General features: G+C 73.9%; 14 protein-coding genes and 1 pseudogene. 7 read left to right on the forward strand and 8 right to left on the reverse strand.

Annotated elements, in window-relative coordinates; all coding sequences use genetic code 11:
- Positions 1-5: 5 nt before the first annotated feature.
- Positions 6-1,208: an agmatine deiminase family protein gene (locus ACFV6D_RS03615; protein ID WP_063350540.1), complete on the reverse strand. Its 1,203-nt coding sequence runs from the start codon at positions 1,206-1,208 to the stop codon at positions 6-8.
- A gap of 197 nt (positions 1,209-1,405) precedes the next feature.
- On the opposite strand from ACFV6D_RS03615, the gene ACFV6D_RS03620 reads away from it, so the two are divergent.
- On the forward strand, positions 1,406-1,984 hold the full coding sequence (locus tag ACFV6D_RS03620) for a TetR/AcrR family transcriptional regulator (protein ID WP_063350539.1): 579 nt from the start codon (positions 1,406-1,408) through the stop codon (positions 1,982-1,984).
- A gap of 44 nt (positions 1,985-2,028) precedes the next feature.
- Here ACFV6D_RS03620 and ACFV6D_RS03625 read toward each other — a convergent pair whose 3' ends face one another.
- Both ACFV6D_RS03625 and ACFV6D_RS03630 read right to left on the reverse strand, forming a co-directional pair.
- Complete coding sequence (locus ACFV6D_RS03625) at positions 2,029-3,147, reverse strand: agmatine/peptidylarginine deiminase (protein ID WP_380342680.1); 1,119 nt, start codon at positions 3,145-3,147, stop codon at positions 2,029-2,031.
- 171 nt (positions 3,148-3,318) lie between these two features.
- The gene (locus tag ACFV6D_RS03630) at positions 3,319-3,873 is read right to left on the reverse strand and encodes a TetR/AcrR family transcriptional regulator (protein WP_063350538.1); all 555 of its coding nucleotides are present in this window, start codon (positions 3,871-3,873) and stop codon (positions 3,319-3,321) included.
- 242 nt (positions 3,874-4,115) lie between these two features.
- Between ACFV6D_RS03630 and ACFV6D_RS03635 the strand changes: the two genes are divergently transcribed.
- The 3 genes from ACFV6D_RS03635 to ACFV6D_RS03645 all read left to right on the forward strand — a co-directional run bounded on the left by ACFV6D_RS03635 (position 4,116) and on the right by ACFV6D_RS03645 (position 7,435).
- Positions 4,116-5,774, forward strand: a complete 1,659-nt coding sequence (locus ACFV6D_RS03635; RefSeq protein ID WP_380342683.1) for a serine/threonine-protein kinase — start codon at positions 4,116-4,118, stop codon at positions 5,772-5,774.
- A 108-nt stretch (positions 5,775-5,882) separates the two neighbouring features.
- Positions 5,883-6,386: a DinB family protein gene (locus tag ACFV6D_RS03640; RefSeq protein WP_380342686.1), complete on the forward strand. Its 504-nt coding sequence runs from the start codon at positions 5,883-5,885 to the stop codon at positions 6,384-6,386.
- Between the two features lie 140 nt (positions 6,387-6,526).
- On the forward strand, positions 6,527-7,435 hold the full coding sequence (locus ACFV6D_RS03645; RefSeq protein WP_380342689.1) for a phosphotransferase family protein: 909 nt from the start codon (positions 6,527-6,529) through the stop codon (positions 7,433-7,435).
- Between the two features lie 21 nt (positions 7,436-7,456).
- Here the strand turns inward: ACFV6D_RS03645 and ACFV6D_RS03650 are convergent, their stop codons facing one another.
- From ACFV6D_RS03650 to ACFV6D_RS03660, 3 genes are read right to left on the reverse strand one after another with little or no spacing between them, the layout of a single operon-like run.
- Positions 7,457-7,858 (reverse strand): pyridoxamine 5'-phosphate oxidase family protein, encoded by a 402-nt coding sequence (locus tag ACFV6D_RS03650; protein ID WP_063350534.1) that lies wholly within the window; start codon positions 7,856-7,858, stop codon positions 7,457-7,459.
- A 55-nt stretch (positions 7,859-7,913) separates the two neighbouring features.
- On the reverse strand, positions 7,914-8,543 hold the full coding sequence (locus tag ACFV6D_RS03655; RefSeq protein ID WP_063350533.1) for an MBL fold metallo-hydrolase: 630 nt from the start codon (positions 8,541-8,543) through the stop codon (positions 7,914-7,916).
- Positions 8,540-9,625: an S-(hydroxymethyl)mycothiol dehydrogenase gene (locus ACFV6D_RS03660; RefSeq protein ID WP_380342693.1), complete on the reverse strand. Its 1,086-nt coding sequence runs from the start codon at positions 9,623-9,625 to the stop codon at positions 8,540-8,542. Before ACFV6D_RS03660 ends, ACFV6D_RS03655 begins: the two co-directional genes overlap by 4 nt.
- Positions 9,626-10,316: 691 nt before the next feature.
- Between ACFV6D_RS03660 and ACFV6D_RS03665 the strand changes: the two genes are divergently transcribed.
- The 3 genes from ACFV6D_RS03665 to ACFV6D_RS03675 all read left to right on the forward strand — a co-directional run bounded on the left by ACFV6D_RS03665 (position 10,317) and on the right by ACFV6D_RS03675 (position 13,113).
- The gene (locus ACFV6D_RS03665; RefSeq protein ID WP_063350531.1) at positions 10,317-11,534 is read left to right on the forward strand and encodes a cytochrome P450; all 1,218 of its coding nucleotides are present in this window, start codon (positions 10,317-10,319) and stop codon (positions 11,532-11,534) included.
- Complete coding sequence (locus ACFV6D_RS03670; protein WP_079136117.1) at positions 11,531-11,794, forward strand: ferredoxin; 264 nt, start codon at positions 11,531-11,533, stop codon at positions 11,792-11,794. The genes ACFV6D_RS03665 and ACFV6D_RS03670 overlap by 4 nt, the downstream gene beginning before the upstream one ends.
- A 134-nt stretch (positions 11,795-11,928) precedes the next feature.
- Positions 11,929-13,113, forward strand: coding sequence for an MFS transporter (locus ACFV6D_RS03675; RefSeq protein ID WP_208869127.1), 1,185 nt, complete (start codon positions 11,929-11,931; stop codon positions 13,111-13,113).
- On the opposite strand, the gene ACFV6D_RS03680 is transcribed toward ACFV6D_RS03675, so the two are convergent.
- Both ACFV6D_RS03680 and ACFV6D_RS03685 read right to left on the reverse strand, forming a co-directional pair.
- Positions 13,094-13,999 (reverse strand): LysR family transcriptional regulator, encoded by a 906-nt coding sequence (locus ACFV6D_RS03680; protein ID WP_063350530.1) that lies wholly within the window; start codon positions 13,997-13,999, stop codon positions 13,094-13,096. The two genes, ACFV6D_RS03675 and ACFV6D_RS03680, sit on opposite strands and share 20 nt — an antisense overlap.
- A 52-nt stretch (positions 14,000-14,051) precedes the next feature.
- Positions 14,052-14,960: pseudogene (locus ACFV6D_RS03685) on the reverse strand (transposase); the annotation flags it as partial.
- Positions 14,961-15,045: the final 85 nt, after the last annotated feature.

The raw sequence follows: 15,045 nt of genomic DNA on the forward strand, positions 1-15,045 counted from the left end.
GTCGGTCAGGCCGGGCCCGAGGAGCCGCCGGAGGCCCCGGCGGCGGCCTCGGGCTGCTGTTGGGTCGAGCAGTGGATGCCGCCACCGCCGGCCGCGATGGCGTTGATGCTCACCGGGACGATCTCGCGGCCGGGGTGGAGGTCGGCCAGCACGCCCGCCGCCCGGTCGTCGGAGGCCTTGTCCCCGAACTGGGGCATGATCACGGCCCCGTTGACGACGTAGTAGTTGAGGTAGGTGGCCAGGAAGTCCTTGCCCCGGTCCGGCTGCCCGGTGAGGTCGGGTTCGGCGAGTTCCACGATCCGCGGCTTGCGGCCCTTGGCGTCGGTGGTGGAGCCGAGCACCTGCAAGGCCTGGTCGGAGGCGCGGGACCAGATGTCCGGCGGGGTGTCCGGGCCGGGGCGGTGGATGACGACCACGCCCGGCTCCGCGAACCGGGCCAGGGCGTCGATGTGGCAGTCGGTGATGTCCTGCCCGGCCACGCCGGCGAACCAGATGACCTTCTGGACGCCGAACAGCTCCTTCAGGGCCCCCTCGATCTGGTCGCGGCTCGTGCCCGGGTTGCGGTTCGCGTTGACCCACGAGCTCTCGGTGGCCATCAGGGTGCCCTCGCCGTCGACCTCGATCGCGCCGCCCTCGCCGGTGATCGGCGCCTGGATGCGCCGGATCCTGTAGTGGTCGAGGAGGTACCGGGCGACCTTGGCGTCGTTGTCGTGGGTCTGTTTGCCGCCCCAGCCGTTGAAGTTGAGGTCGACGCCGGCCAGTCCTGCCGGGCCGGTGACGAAGGTCGGGCCGGTGTCGCGGGCCCACAGGTCGTCCACCGCCAGGTCGAGGACCTCGACGCTGGAGCCGCACAGCTGCCGGGCCGCGGCGCTCTGGTCCGGGCGGGCCATCAGCACCACGGGTTCGAACCGGGCGACGGCCTGCGCGACGTGCGCGATGTCCTGGCGGACGGCGGGCAGTTGGTCGCCCCACACCGAATCGAGGGCCGGCCAGGCCATGAACGTCCTGGTGTGGGGGCGCCACTCGGCCGGCATGGCGTACGACGCGGCGGCGCTCGCGGCTCCGCCCGTGCCCGTGCCGGCGGCCGTGGTCGGCTCGTCCTTCGGGGACGAGGCCCCCGACGAACCGCAGCCTTCCACCATCGCGACCACGGCCGCGGCCGCCCCGGAGCGCAGCACGGCCCGGCGGGACAGGGCGGGTTCTCTCATGGCAGGTCCCCTCGTCGACACGGATTCCACCCCGAAGCGGGCGATATCCGACAGTAGGGGTGGCCGGCGGGTCCGTCAGCGAGCCCGCGCGGCGCCGATCGGGCGAATCGGGCGATCCGCCGGGCCGGGAGGCCAGGGTGAGTGCCTCTCAAACCAGACTAAAAGTTCAGTCAATATTTCGAGTACAGTGGACCACCATGCCAGACCGTCGAACAGAGATACTGAGAGCGGCCACACGACTCATCGCGCGACGCGGCGTACGCGGACTGCGGGTGGGGGAACTGGCGGCCGAGGCCGGGGTGTCGACCTCGCTGATCTACTACCACTTCACCGACCGCGCCGGGATCCTCCGCGAGACCCTGGAGTTCATCGGCGAACGGGCCGACCGCTACACCGCCGAACCGGAGCCCGGGGCGCCCGCGGACGACCCCTGGAGCGAACTGGCCCAGGCTCTGCTGCTGGAACTCCAGGACTCCACCGAGGTCCGCGAGAACAGCACCGCCTGGGGCGAGTTGCGGGCGAGCGCGGTCTTCGAGTCCCGCCTCCGCGAGGACCTGGCCAGGGCCACCCACACCTGGGTGCACGAGATCGCCGGCCTGCTCGGCCGCGCCCACCCGTTCGGCACCGCGCCCGCGCACGCCGCCTCCGCCGAACGCCTCACCGCGCTCCTGGAAGGCCTCAGCATCCGCTGGCTGAGCGGCTCCCTGCCGCTCGACCGCGCGCGCAGCCTGCTCGGCGAGGCGATCGGCACGGAGATCGCGGGCTGGCGCGCCTAGGGCGCGTCTTCAAAATCTGCTGGGCCCGGTCGACCGGACAGGCCCTAAGGCAGCGGTTCCTGCATCGTGGAGCAGTGGATGCCGCCGCCCCCGGCCATCAGGCGGTCGACGTCGAGCTGGACGACCTCGCGCCCGGGGAAGGCCTCGGCGAGGGTGCGCCGGGCGGCCTCGTCCTTGTACACGTCGCCGAACTGGGCGGCGATCACGCCCCCGTTGACGACGTGGAAGTTCAGGTACGAGTCGACGAACTTCGAGTCGCGCGAGCGGACGGTGTCGGGGCCGTCCACCCGGACCACCTGGAGCCTGCGGCCCCTGGCGTCGGTGGCCCGGGAGAGGATGTCGAACTGCTCCCGGGCGTCCCGGGCCCAGACGTCGTGGCGGTCCGCCGGGGGCAGTTGCACCAGGACGACGCCCGGCCGGACGAACCGGGAGGTGACGTCGATGTGGTCGTCGGTGATGTCCTGCCCCTTGATCCCGGGGACCCAGATCATCTTGTCCGCGCCGTACACCTCCAGGACGGCCTCCTCGATCTCGTCCCGGCTCATGCCCCGGTTGCGGTTCTTGTTGACCAGGCTGCTCTCGGTGGCCATCAGGGTGCCGTCGCCGTCGGTCTCGACCGAGCCGCCCTCGCCGACGAACTCCGCGTAGGAGAAGGGGAGTCGGAGCATCTCGGCGATGCCGCGCGCGACCTCGGCGTCGTCCCGGTGGGTCTGCTTGCCGCCCCAGCCGTTGAAGTTGAGGCCGACGGCGTCGAGCCGCCCGTAGCCGTCGCGCCGGAACACCGGGGCGGTGTCCCGCATCCAGAGGTCGTCGGTGGGGACGGCATCCGTCACGGTGACGGCGGGTCCGCACAGGGACTGGGCCTCCCGGACGCTGTAGTCGTCCGGGGCGCACATGACCACCGGCTCGAAGCGGGCGATGGTCCGGGCGATGAGCGCGATGTCCTGCTGGACACCCGCCAGCTGCCGGCCCCAGACGGACTTGCGGGACGGCCAGGACATCCAGGTGCGGGCGTGCGGGACGTCGTCGCGGTCCACCCACCACTGCGGGAGCCCGGCCTCGCCGGCGTACGGCAGCCCGTGCTCCGCCTGGTGCGGGGGCGGGGTCGGGGCCCCGAAGAGGCGGTCGAACAGGGAGCGGTTGTCACCGTGGGTGCTGCTCATGACGGATCTCCAAATCAAGTATTGCCCACCGAGTGACCGGTGGCCCCGCAGCCGCAACTCTGACATTGACTGAATTTTCAGTCAAGCTCCAGATCATGGAACTGCCCGGCCGACCCCGACACGGGAAAAGGGCCCCGGGCCGCCTCGCCCGGGGCCGGAACGCGACGCACGCTACCCGCGCAGTCGCTCCACTTCGGCCTCGATCGCGCCGGCCATCAGCTCACGCGCGTGCGCCACCGGCAGGCTGCCGCTGAGCCAACGGACGCTCAGCCCCTCCAGCAGCGCGGTCAGCCGCTCGGCCGAGGCCGCCAGGGCGGCGGCCCCGTTCATCGGCCGCACCTGCCCGAGCAGCTCGGCGACCTCCTGGACCCAGACGAGGGTGGCCCGGGCCAGGTCCTCCCGCAGCTCGGGGTCGAACACCGCACTCGCCCGCAGCTCGCCCCAGGCCGTGCTGTTCTCCCGCACCTCGGGGGTGTCCTGGAGCTCCAGCAGCAGCGTCTGCTCCAGCTCGCCCCGGGCGTCCAGCGGCGGCGCGTCCGCCGCGCGCTCCGTCGTGTAGCGCTCGGCCCGGTCGTTGATGAACTCCAGCGTCGCGCGGAGGATCCCCGCGCGGTCCTTGAAGTGGTAGTAGATCAGCGCGGTCGAAACACCCGCCTCCGCCGCCAGTTCCTCCACGCGCAGCCCGCGGACGCCGCGCCGGGCGATGACCCGCGCAGCCGCTTCCATGATCAAGGTTCGACGGTCAGCCACAAGGAATCACCTTACCCGGAGGGGGCACCGGCCGATCGGAGGACCCCATTCCTGACTGAAATCCCAGTCGGGTTATGATCCGGTGCGCTTCACGACGCCGACGTCCGTCCGGGCCCCGGCCCGACCGCCCGCCGCGCCCTCGCCTTGCCCCGTCCTGCCTTGCCTTGCCCCGCTCCGCCACTCCCCCGTCCCACCCGCACGACCCGCTGGGAGCCAGCATGACCGCAGAGCCCTTCGGCGCCCCGTCGCCCACGGCGTTCCAGGCGCTGTCCCCGGACGACCCCCGCGAGGTCGGCGGCTACCGCCTCTGCGCGCGGCTCGGCGCGGGCGGCATGGGCCTCGTCTACCTGGCCTACACCCCCGGCGGGCGGCCGGTCGCGCTCAAGGTCGTCCGGCCCGAACTCGCCGAGGACCCCGAGTTCCGGCACCGCTTCGCCCAGGAGGTCGCCAGCGCCCGGCGCATCCACGGCCTCTACACCGCCCAGGTGGTCGATGCCGGCACCGACGCCGCCACTCCCTGGCTGGCCACCACCTTCGTGCCCGGCCCCTCCCTCCAGCAGGTCGTCCACCACTACGGACCGCTGCCCGAACGGACCGTCCTGCTGCTCCTCGCCGGCATCGCCGAGGCCCTCCAGGCGATCCACGCGGCGGGCGTCGTCCACCGCGACCTCAAGCCCGGCAACGTCCTCGTCGCCGCCGACGGCCCCCGCGTCATCGACTTCGGCATCGCCCGGGCCGCCGACGCCAGCCCGCTCACCGGCATCGGCCTTCGGATCGGCTCGCCCGGCTTCATGGCCCCCGAACAGGCCCTCGGCCTGTCCGCCGCCCCGGCCACCGACGTCTTCGCGCTGGGCGCCCTGATCGCCTACGTCGGCTCCGGCACTCCCCCCTTCGGCGACGGGCCCGAGCCCGCCTCGCTGTACCGGGCGGTGCACGAGGAGCCCGACCTCTCCCACCTGCCGCCCGGACTGCACGAACTGGTCCGGCACTGCCTGGCCAAGCGCCCCGAGGACCGGCCGGGCACCGCCCAGCTGATCGAGGCCGCCCGCCGGCACCCCGCCACCGGCGGCGAACTCCGCTTCTCCGACGACTGGCTGCCCCAGCAGGTCAGCAGCGCGATCCGCCGCCACAGCGACCTGCCGACCACGCCCGCCACACCCGCCCCGCCCGCCACCGTCCTCTCCCCGGCCCGGGCCGCGGCCGACGCCCCGACCAGGCTCGGCCTCCCCGCCCCGTCGCCCACCCGGCTGCAACCGGCCCCCGACAGACCCGAGCCCGCCGCCCCCGCCCGCCGGCACACCGGTACCCGCACCCGCACCGTGCTCCTGACCACCGCCGCCCTCCTCGTCGGCGCCGCGGCCGCGTTCGTCCTGCTCGATCCCGAGTACCTCGACGACCTCGACGACCAGAACGTCGCCGCCGGCCTCGCCCCGTCCGCCGGCGCCGCCACCGCCCCGTCCGCCACCGCCCCGGCCACCACCGCCGCCGCCACACCGGCCCCCGGGTACACCGCCGTCCACACCAACCTCGAACTCACCTCCCCCGACCCCAGCTACGAGTTCGACCTCAAGGCCGGGAAGGTCACCGCCCAGGACGCCTCCACCTGGTACCTGGGCCGCCACGCCGGCGAGTTCTACATCCCCGAGGACAGCGACGCCTACGTCGCGCCGACCGGCCGGCTCACCCTCCCCGACTGCGTCAAGGGCGTCGAGACCCAACCGGTCTCCACCCTGCCCTTCAACGCCCTGCGCACCGACCGCAGCTTCTGCGTCCGCGCCCAGGGCGGCCAGGACATCGCCATCGTCCGCATCCTCGCCACGGCCGCCGACGACGGCCCGGTCCGGATCTCGCTCACCTCCTACCACCGCTCCGCCTGACGCGGCGCCACCCCGGACGGACGGCCCCGTTCCGCGCGCAGGCGTGACCGGACGGGGCCCGGCCACCAGCCCGGCGGCACTGTCGGTGACGGCTGGTACGGTCCGCCCATGATGAAGCGCGTACCGTTCACCGGTGCTGAGAAGGAAAGTCTGCAGGTCGCCCTCGACCGGCACCGCGACGCGGTGCTGTGGAAGCTCGACGGCCTGGACGACGAGCAGCTGCGGCGGCCGATGACCCCGTCGGGGACGAACCTGCTGGGCCTGGTCAAGCACCTGGGGGGTGCCGAGCTGGGTTGGTTCTGCGAGGCGTTCGGCCGCGAGACGGGGCCCCTGCCCTTCGACCTGGAGGCCGACGAGACCTCCGACATGAGGGTGGAGCCGCACGAGTCCACCGAGGACGTCCTGGCGTTCTACGCCCGCGCCCGCGCCGCCGCCGACCAGGTGATCGGCGAACTCGACCTCGACGACCTGGGCAAGGCCTGGTTCGGCGACGCCGTGTCGCTGCGCTGGGTGCTCATCCACATGGTGACGGAGACCACGCGGCACGCGGGCCACATGGACATCCTGCGCGAACTCCTCGACGGCGCGGCCGGCGACCACAACCGGGGCTGAGCCGGGCCGGGGCCGCACCTGCGCCATCCCGCGTCATCCCGCGCCATCTCCGGTGAACGCCTGACGTGCCCGCCCGGCGCCTTCACACTGGTGGTGAAAGACGCAGGCCGACCTGCGACCGCGAAACCCCGAAGGTGCACATGAGTGAGCGATTCGCCGCGTTGGACGACCTGGCCGAGCGGTGGGGCCTGAGCGGCCTGGAACTCGTCGGCAAGGGCCTGGAGTTCTCCGTGTTCCGGGCGCAGGCGCGGGACGGCCAGCCCGTCGCGGTGCGGCTCGCACGCCAGCGGTTCGAGTCGAACGCCAACGACCCCCACGTGGACACCCGGACCCTGCTCCGGCAGGAGTACGTCATCGCGAAGCACCTGGCCGCCCACGGCCTGCCGGTCGCGCAGCCGAGGGAGCTCGTCCTGGCGGACGACCCGGCCGCCCCCGACGTGCTGCTGTCCGCCTACGTCCCCGACGACGGCTCGGACCTCGACTCCTTCGAGCTGGGTCACCTCCTCGCGCGGCTCCACCAGGTGCCGCCGCCGCAGCTGAGGCCCGTCGCGGCGGAGGGAACCGGCACGGCGGCGGCGATCGCCGCACGCATCGGGCGCCGCTGGGCCGAGATCGGCCGCCGCGTCGACGACTGGCCCGAGCCGCCGGCCGCTTCCCTGCTCGCCGGCCACCTCACCGGCTTCACCGAGGACAGCCTGCTGCACCTCGACGTGCGCAGCGCCAACATCCGCCGCCACCAGGGGCGGGCGGTCGCCCTGCTGGACTGGTCGAACGCCCTGCTCGGGCCCCCGGCCCTGGAGTTCGGCCGGCTCGTCGAGTACGCCCGGTACCCGGAGAACGACCTCGACCCGGCGGCGGTCCGCAGCGGGTACGCGAGGACGGCGACCGCCCCGGCCGACGACGATCCGTGCCTGGTCGTGGGCCGGCTGGACGCCGCGCTGATGCTGGCGCTCGTCTTCCTCTCCGAGGCGCCCGACTCCGGCCGCGGCCCGGCGGCGGCCGACCACGCCCGCGAGCTCGCGCTCAGGATGGGCGCCGGCCACGCGTGAGGAAGCCCGGGAGCAGGGCTCTCAGGGCCGGCCGAGGACGCGGTCGACGGCGATCTCGATGACCACCCGGTCCGGGTTCGCCCGGGGTTCGCGGTAGCGCTCGGTGTAGCGCCGCTCGGCGTCGGCGACCTGCTCGGGCTCGTCCCGGACGACGGCCACGCCCTCCAGGGTCGACCAGCGGGCCCGGTCCACCTGGCAGACCGCGACCCGCAGGCCCTGCGGGCCGGCCGCCGCCACGTTGCGCGCCTTGCGGCTGGTGCGGCTGGTGATCACCCGGGCCGTCCCGGTCTCCGGCTGGTACGTCACGCCGACCGGCACCACGTGCGGCGAGCCGTCCGGGCGAGCGGTGGTCAGGGTGGCGATGTGACGCTCGCGCCAGAAGGCGAGGAAGGCGTCGTCGAGGTCGCGGGGATCATGGGCCATGATCGCGATGCTACGGCCCCCGGAGCACGCGGCGTGCTCCGGGGGCCGTTCGCGGTCAGTGCCCGCGGGCGATCCAGTCCGGCAGGGCCGGGGCCTCGGCGCCGATGGTGGTCGGGTCGCCGTGGCCGGTGCGGACCACCGTCTCGGCCGGGAGCGACAGCAGCCGCTCGCGGATCGAGTCGATGATCGTCGGGAAGTGCGAGAACGACCGGCCGGTCGCGCCCGGGCCCCCGTGGAACAGGGTGTCGCCGGTGAAGACGGTGCCGAGCTCCGGCGCGTACAGGCAGACCGCGCCCGGGGCGTGGCCCGGGGTGTGCAGGACGGTCAGCTCGGTGCCGGCGACCTCGATCCGCTGCCCGTCGGCGAGTTCGCCGTCCGGGAGGCGCTCGGGATGGGTGAGCTTCCACAGCGGCAGGTCGTCCGGGTGCAGCAGGATCGGCGCGCCGGTGCGGGCCGCGAGGGCCGGGGCGGCGTCGATGTGGTCGTTGTGCGCGTGGGTGGAGACGATCGCCAGCAGCCGGCGCCCGCCGAGCGCGGCCTCGATCGCGTCGGCGTCGTGCGCGGCGTCGATCACCACCGCCTGCTCGTCGTCGCCGACGATCCAGACGTTGTTCTCCACCTCCCAGCTGCCACCGTCGAGTTCGAAGGTCCCGGCGGTGACCAGCCGGTCGATCCGCGCGTTCACAGGACCACGACCGAACGGAGCACGTCGCCCTGGTGCATGCGCTCGAACGCCTGCTCCACCGCGTCGAGTTCGATGGTCTCGGTGACGAACGCCCCGAGGTCCAGGCGGCCCTGGAGGTGGAGGTCGATCAGCATCGGGAAGTCCCGCGAGGGCAGGCAGTCGCCGTACCAGGAGGACTTCAGCGCGCCGCCGCGGCCGAACACGTCGAGCAGCGGCAGCTCCAGCGTCATCTCCGGCGTGGGCACGCCGACCAGGACGACGGTGCCGGCCAGGTCGCGGGCGTAGAAGGCCTGCTTGTACGTCTCCGGGCGGCCGACCGCCTCGACCACCACGTCCGCGCCGTTGCCGCCGGTCAGCTCCCGGATCGCCTCGACCGGGTCGGTGCTGCGGGAGTTGACGGTGTGGGTGGCGCCGAGCTTGCGGGCCGTCTCCAGCTTGCGGTCGTCGATGTCGACGGCGATGATCTTCGACGCGCCCGCCAGCCGCGAGCCCATCACGGCCGCGCCGCCGACGCCGCCGCAGCCGATCACCGCGACCGAGTCGCCGCGACCGACGCCCCCGGTGTTGATGGCGGCGCCGATGCCCGCCATCACACCGCAGCCCAGCAGGCCGGCGACGGCCGGCGAGACCGCCGGGTCGACCTTGGTGCACTGGCCGGCCGCGACGAGGGTCTTCTCGGCGAACGCGCCGATCCCCAGCGCCGGGGACAGCTCGGTGCCGTCCAGCAGCGTCATCTTCTGCTTGGCGTTGTGGGTGTTGAAGCAGTACTGCGCGCGGCCGCGCCGGCAGGCGCGACACTGGCCGCACACCGCACGCCAGTTGAGGACGACGAAGTCGCCCGGCTCGACCTCGGTGACGCCCTCGCCGACCGACTCGACGATGCCCGCCGCCTCGTGCCCGAGCAGGAACGGGAACTCGTCGTTGATGCCGCCCTCGCGGTAGTGGAGGTCGGTGTGGCAGACCCCGCAGGCCTGGATTTTGACCACCGCCTCGCCCGGCCCCGGGTCCGGCACCACGATCGTGGTCACCTCCACGGGCGCGCCCTTGGCGCGCGCGATGACTGCCTTGACCTGCTGGGCCATCCGATTCCACCTCCGTCGGCCGATGCGGCTCTGCACCGGCGTGACCTGCGACAAACGACTGCCCACGAAGCGTAGCGCCCGTAGCGACGGGCGCCGACGGGGCGGGCCCGGTGATCCGGCTCACCGCACCGGCCGCAAAGGCGTCATATGCCGTCGAGATATCCGCCGGACCCCCCGGCGCGGCCCGCAGGGCAGGGCGCGCGGGCGCCGCCGAGCGCCCGTCAGCGTGCCTCGAAGTGCCCGGAAAGGAGCGCCGTTGGCTGGAAGTGCCGCTGACGCGCGCACCGCCGCCCACGTACGGTCGTAGCAGAAGCGGTCCACGCGACCACGCTCAGCACATCCGCCCCACCCGACGGTGCGCCACCGCGCGCCGTCCGCGCCGAGGCGTACCGACCGTACGCCGTCGCACGATTCGCGCCATCCCCCGTTCCGGTCCGCGTTCGCCTTCGCTTCCGCCTTCGATCCGCCGTTCGTCCCACCTGATCCGCCGTTCGTCCCGATCTGCCGTCCCACCTGATCCGCCGTTCGTCCCGGTCCGCCGTCCCACCCGATCCGCCGTTCGTCCCGGTCCGCCGAACCCGGCCCGGGCCGAGCCGCCCGCCGGCCCGCCCCACCCGTCCCCGCACCATCCCGGTTCCACCCCCCGTCGGGCCGTCACGTACGGCCCCCCGCCCTGGAGTCTGGAGTACGGATGTCCGCCGAGAACAGTGCGACCGGTGCCGGAACCGGCACCGTCCCGCTCATCCCGATGCACTGCCTGCGCCGCCTGGAGCCCGGCCCGCCCCGGCTCGCCGCGCTGCCGACCGGCACGCCCGTCTGGCTGGTCAGCCGCCACGCGGACGTGCGGCAGGTGCTGACCGACCCGCGCCTGGGCCGCGCCCCGCTGTACGCGCCGGACGCGCCGCCGATCGCCGTCATCCCGAACATCCTCGACAGCCCGCAGGGCCTGCTGAACATCGACGGCACCGAGCACCAGCGGCTGCGCCGCACCGTGCAGCGGGCCTTCACGCCGCGCGCCATCGCCCGCTGGCGGCCCTGGGTCGCCTCGGTGGTCGAGGCCCTGATCGACGAGATGATCGACCACGGCTCCCCCGCCGACATCGTGGCCGGCTATAGCCGCAAGCTGCCGGTCCAGGTGATCACCCGGCTGATGGGGCTCGACAACCTGGACGGCAAGAAGCTCTCGCACTGGAGCGACCACGCGCTCTCGGCCACCGCCTACACGGCCGAGGAGATCGCCACCGCCATGGCCGAGTTCGCCGGCTTCGGCGCCGCGGTGATCGCCGAACGCCGCGCCGACCCCGGCGAGGACCTGGTCAGCAGCCTGCTGGCGGCCGCGGCCGAGGACGGTTCGATCGCCGAGGAGCAGTTGGTCACGCTGGTCATCGGCCTCGTCGTGGCCGGCCACGAGACCACCATGACCAGCCTCGGCAACGCGCTGGTCTACCTGCTCACCGAGGACCGCGAGGCCTGGCAGCGGCTCGCCTCCGACGAGGCCAGCGCGACCGCCGCGACCGAGCAGATCCTGCGCGCCGTCCCGCTCGGCGACGGCCAGCACCTGCCCGGCCTGCTGCGCCGCACCATCGAGGACGTCGAGATCGGCGGGGTGGTCATCCCGGCGGGCAGCGTCGTCGCCGCCGACACCGTCGCCGCCAACCAGGACCCGACGGTCTTCACCGGGGACCTGCTCACCGAGCTGTTCTCCCCGCTGGCCGCGCCGATGCTGACCTTCGGCGCCGGGCCGCACCACTGCCTGGGCGCCTGGCTGGCCCGGATGGAGCTCGAACTCGCCCTGCACCGCCTGGCCCGCCGGCTGCCCTCGCTGCGCCTGACCGGGCCGGTCGAGGAGATCGACTGGCGGCGGGGCCTGCTCACCCGCAGCCCCGAGACCCTCCAGGTCGCCTGGTGACGGCCACGCCGGGGACGGGCGCCGACGCGGTGGTGGTCCGGGTCGACCGGGACCGCTGCATCGGCTCCGGGATGTGCGCCCTGAGCGCCCCCGGCTCGCTGGCGCTCGGCGCCGACGGGCTGGCCGAGCCGGTGGCCGATTACGCGGCCGACGGCGCCGAGCTGACGGAGGCGCTGGCCGACGCGGTCGACTTCTGCCCGGTCGAGGCGCTGACCCTCTACTCGGCCGCGGGTGGCTACCGGATCGCCCCGGCGGAGTGACCGCGCCCCCCGGCGCCGCCTGCCGCACCACGGCGGGCGGCGCCGGGGGCGTTCCCGGATCGATGAGCCTGGCTAATCGACGGATGAGCTCATCGATCTTGTTCCGCCCTCGGCGCGGCTGATGGGCTGGCCCCATGACCGACGCCGACACCCTCGCGCCCCCGGCCGCCCCCGGCAGCCCGCCCCGCTGGGCACCGATCACCGCCGTGGCCCTCGCCACCTTCACCGTGGTCTCCGCCGAGATGATGCCCGTGGGGCTGCTGACCCCCGTCTCGAAGACCCTCGGCGTCTCCGACGGCGTCACCGGGCTCTCCCTGACCATCACCGGGCTCCTCGCCGCCGTCCTGTCCCCGTTCGTTCCCGCGCTCACCGGGCTCCGGGACCGCAAGCACGTGCTGATCGCCTTCATGCTGCTGCTGTCGCTGGCCAACGCGCTCACCGCGCTCGCCCCCAGCTACCCAGTACTGGCCGCCGCCCGCGTCCTGCTCGGCCTCGCGATGGGCGTCGTGTGGGGCATCACCGCGGGGCTGGGCCCACGCCTCGCCGACGGGCCGCGGATCGCCCTCGCCACCACGCTGATCTTCTCCGGCGTCTCCATCGCCTCGGTGCTCGGCGTCCCCCTCGGCACCTACCTCGCGGCACTGCTCGGCTGGCGCTCCGCGTTCTGGGCCCTCGCCCTGCTCGGCGCGGTGTCCGCCGCCGTCCTCGCCCGCACGCTCCCCGCCCTCCCCGTCCACGAGCGCGGCCGGCTCGACCGGATCGCGGACGCGCTGCGCAACCGGGGCGTCGCCGCCGGACTCGCCGTCACGGCGCTGGTCGTGCTCGGCCACTTCACCGGCTACACGTATGTACGGCCGGTGCTCGAACTCGACGCAGGCCTGAGCAGCGGCGTCATCGCCGCCTGCCTGCTGGTCTACGGACTGGCCGGCGTCGCCGGGAACTTCACCCTCGGCCCGCTGGCCGGCCGGCACCCCAAGGCGGCCGTGGCCACCGCCCTCGCGGGCGTCGCGCTCGCCACCGCCCTGCTGCCGCTCCTCACCGGGAGCGTGGTGGCGGTGCTGCTCGCGCTCGTCGTCTGGGGCGCCTCGTACGGCGGGGTCTCGATCTCCACCCAGACCTGGGTCCGGATCGCCGACCCCGCCCGGATCGAGGCCTCGGCGGCGCTGTGGGCGGGCGTGTTCAACGCGAGCATCGCGCTGGGCTCGCTCGCCGGCGGGCTGGTCATCGACCGGGCCGGGACCCACGCCGTGCTCCTCACGGCGGCGCTGATCACGGCGGCCGGACTGCTGCTCGCCGCCGTCACGCGCCCACGGCGGTGAGCGCCCGTACGAAGGCCCCGGCCAGCGGGTGCGGCCGCCGCTCGCCCTGCACCACCAGCAGCGTGGACGGTTCCAGGCCCGGCACCGGCAGATAGCGGATGTCCGGCCGCTGGACGTACGCCGTGCTCGCCTCGCACAGCAGCAGCCCCAGGCGGGTGCTGGCCACCGTCGACAGCCCCTCCTGGAGCGTGGCCGCGCCCGCCGGGTAGGCCAGTTCCCGCCCGTCCGGCGCCTGCCGCGGGGCGTTCACCCGGCGCCAGTAGTCCGGGGCGGGCCCCCGCGGTTCGATCAGCGCCAGCCCGGCCAGTTCGTCCGTGGAGACGCTCGCCGCCCCGGCCAGGCGGTGCCCGGCGGAGAGGGCGACGTACATCGGCTGCCGCGAGAACTCCAGCAGCACCCGCAGGCCGTCCTCCCGGCACGGGGACAGCACGATGGCCAGGTCGATCTCGCCCCGGCCCAGGTGGGAGAACGGATCCCCCCAGGACAGTTCGACGAGCTGGGCCGCGCCCTCCGGAAGGCCCGCGATCGCCCTGGCCACCGGCTCGTACACGGCGCACTGGAACCCCAGGCGCAGCGGCCGGTCCGTCGAGGCGGCCCGGGCGCGGGCCGCCTCGAAGCCCTCCCGGAGCCGGTCGACGGCGGGCACCACCTGCTCGGCCAGCTCGCGCCCCAGCTCGGTCAACTCGACCCGCCGGCTGGTCCGTTCGAACACCGGGGCGCCGACCCGGCCCTCCAGCCGCTTGATCAGCTGGGAGACCCGGCCCTGCGAGACGCCCAGGAGCTGCGCCGTCCGCCCGAAGTGCAACTGGCGCACCAGGACGGAGAAGCACTCCAGTTCCTGGAGCGGCAACTCCGGGAGCACGGGGCCTGGCGTCGTCCGATCCACCCCGGCAGTCTAGAAGGCTGATGAAGATCTTGGGTTGATCCGGGCCGTGCTGTCAGGTGGTGGCCTGGATTTGCCAGGTCGTGCCGTTGTGGGCGAGTCCGAGGTTGAGCAGGGTTCGCAGGTTGAGGGCGGCTGCGCGGGTGTGGAGCCAGGTGTTGTTCTTGATGGTTCCTCGGTAGCGCAGGCGGCGGCTTCGGTGTCCGACGAGCCAGGCCACGGCTCGTTCGACCGGGGGTCGCCATCGGCGGTAGGCGGCTTGCCAGGCGGGGTCGGCGGCTTGTCGGCGGGCGGTGTGCTGGAGGTCGTAGCCGGGTTGGATCCGAAGGGTCCTGCCGGTCTTGGAGGCGGTGCACCGCTCGCGGAGCTGGCAGCCGGTGCAGCGGTCACCGAAGGCCGCCGAGCGGGGTGTGTCGGGGCCGCGGTCGGGTGAGAGCGGGACGGCGCGGCCGGCGGGGCAGGTGACCGTCCCGCCGGCGGTGTCGATCCGGAAGTCGTCGAGGACGAAACCGCCCGCGATGGCGGGTCGTTGAGGGGCGGGCTTGAAGAACAGGCGGTGTCCTGCGTCGCCGAGGGCCTGGCGGGCGCCCCCGGTGGAGTAGGCGGTGTCGCCGAACGCGTCCACCGGCTCGTCCTCGCCCGCGAGCAGGCTCTCGGCGACGGCGGCTTCGTGGTGCCGGGGTCCTGCGCCCGGGGTGAGCTCGACCTCGGTGTAGATCGTGGTCTCGGGCTCGATGGCGAGGTGGGCCTTGTATCCGTCCTGGTAGTGGGTGCGGGTCTTGTGGACGTGTCGGGCGTCGGGGTCGACGGTGGAGACGATCCGGTCGGGTGCGGTGCCCCGGGTGATGCGCCAGCGGCCGTCACGGCCGTCGGAGTCGTCGGCGGGCTCGACGTCCTGTCCGGCGACCAGGGCCAGCAGGCCGACCGCGGTGGCGGCCTTCTCGCCGAGTTGGGGGGGGGGGGCGGGTGGGGCCGCAACCCAACGAAACCCGCTCCCGGGCGGGCACAAAATGGGGGCGGGGGGGGGGCGGGTACGACCGGTAATCGTC

The sequence above is a fragment of the Kitasatospora sp. NPDC059812 genome (assembly GCF_042732075.1).
Taxonomy (GTDB): Bacteria; Actinomycetota; Actinomycetes; order Streptomycetales; family Streptomycetaceae; genus Kitasatospora.

What these genes read in the sequence shown, in the direction of transcription:
- ACFV6D_RS03615 (WP_063350540.1), bottom strand. Translation starts at nt 1,208, where the DNA reads ATGAGAGAACCCGCCCTGTCCCGCCGGGCCGTGCTGCGCTCCGGGGCG.
- ACFV6D_RS03620 (WP_063350539.1), top strand. Translation starts at nt 1,406, where the DNA reads ATGCCAGACCGTCGAACAGAGATACTGAGAGCGGCCACACGACTCATC.
- ACFV6D_RS03625 (WP_380342680.1), bottom strand. Translation starts at nt 3,147, where the DNA reads ATGAGCAGCACCCACGGTGACAACCGCTCCCTGTTCGACCGCCTCTTC.
- ACFV6D_RS03630 (WP_063350538.1), bottom strand. Translation starts at nt 3,873, where the DNA reads ATGGAAGCGGCTGCGCGGGTCATCGCCCGGCGCGGCGTCCGCGGGCTG.
- ACFV6D_RS03635 (WP_380342683.1), top strand. Translation starts at nt 4,116, where the DNA reads ATGACCGCAGAGCCCTTCGGCGCCCCGTCGCCCACGGCGTTCCAGGCG.
- ACFV6D_RS03640 (WP_380342686.1), top strand. Translation starts at nt 5,883, where the DNA reads ATGATGAAGCGCGTACCGTTCACCGGTGCTGAGAAGGAAAGTCTGCAG.
- ACFV6D_RS03645 (WP_380342689.1), top strand. Translation starts at nt 6,527, where the DNA reads ATGAGTGAGCGATTCGCCGCGTTGGACGACCTGGCCGAGCGGTGGGGC.
- ACFV6D_RS03650 (WP_063350534.1), bottom strand. Translation starts at nt 7,858, where the DNA reads ATGGCCCATGATCCCCGCGACCTCGACGACGCCTTCCTCGCCTTCTGG.
- ACFV6D_RS03660 (WP_380342693.1), bottom strand. Translation starts at nt 9,625, where the DNA reads ATGGCCCAGCAGGTCAAGGCAGTCATCGCGCGCGCCAAGGGCGCGCCC.
- ACFV6D_RS03665 (WP_063350531.1), top strand. Translation starts at nt 10,317, where the DNA reads ATGTCCGCCGAGAACAGTGCGACCGGTGCCGGAACCGGCACCGTCCCG.
- ACFV6D_RS03675 (WP_208869127.1), top strand. Translation starts at nt 11,929, where the DNA reads ATGACCGACGCCGACACCCTCGCGCCCCCGGCCGCCCCCGGCAGCCCG.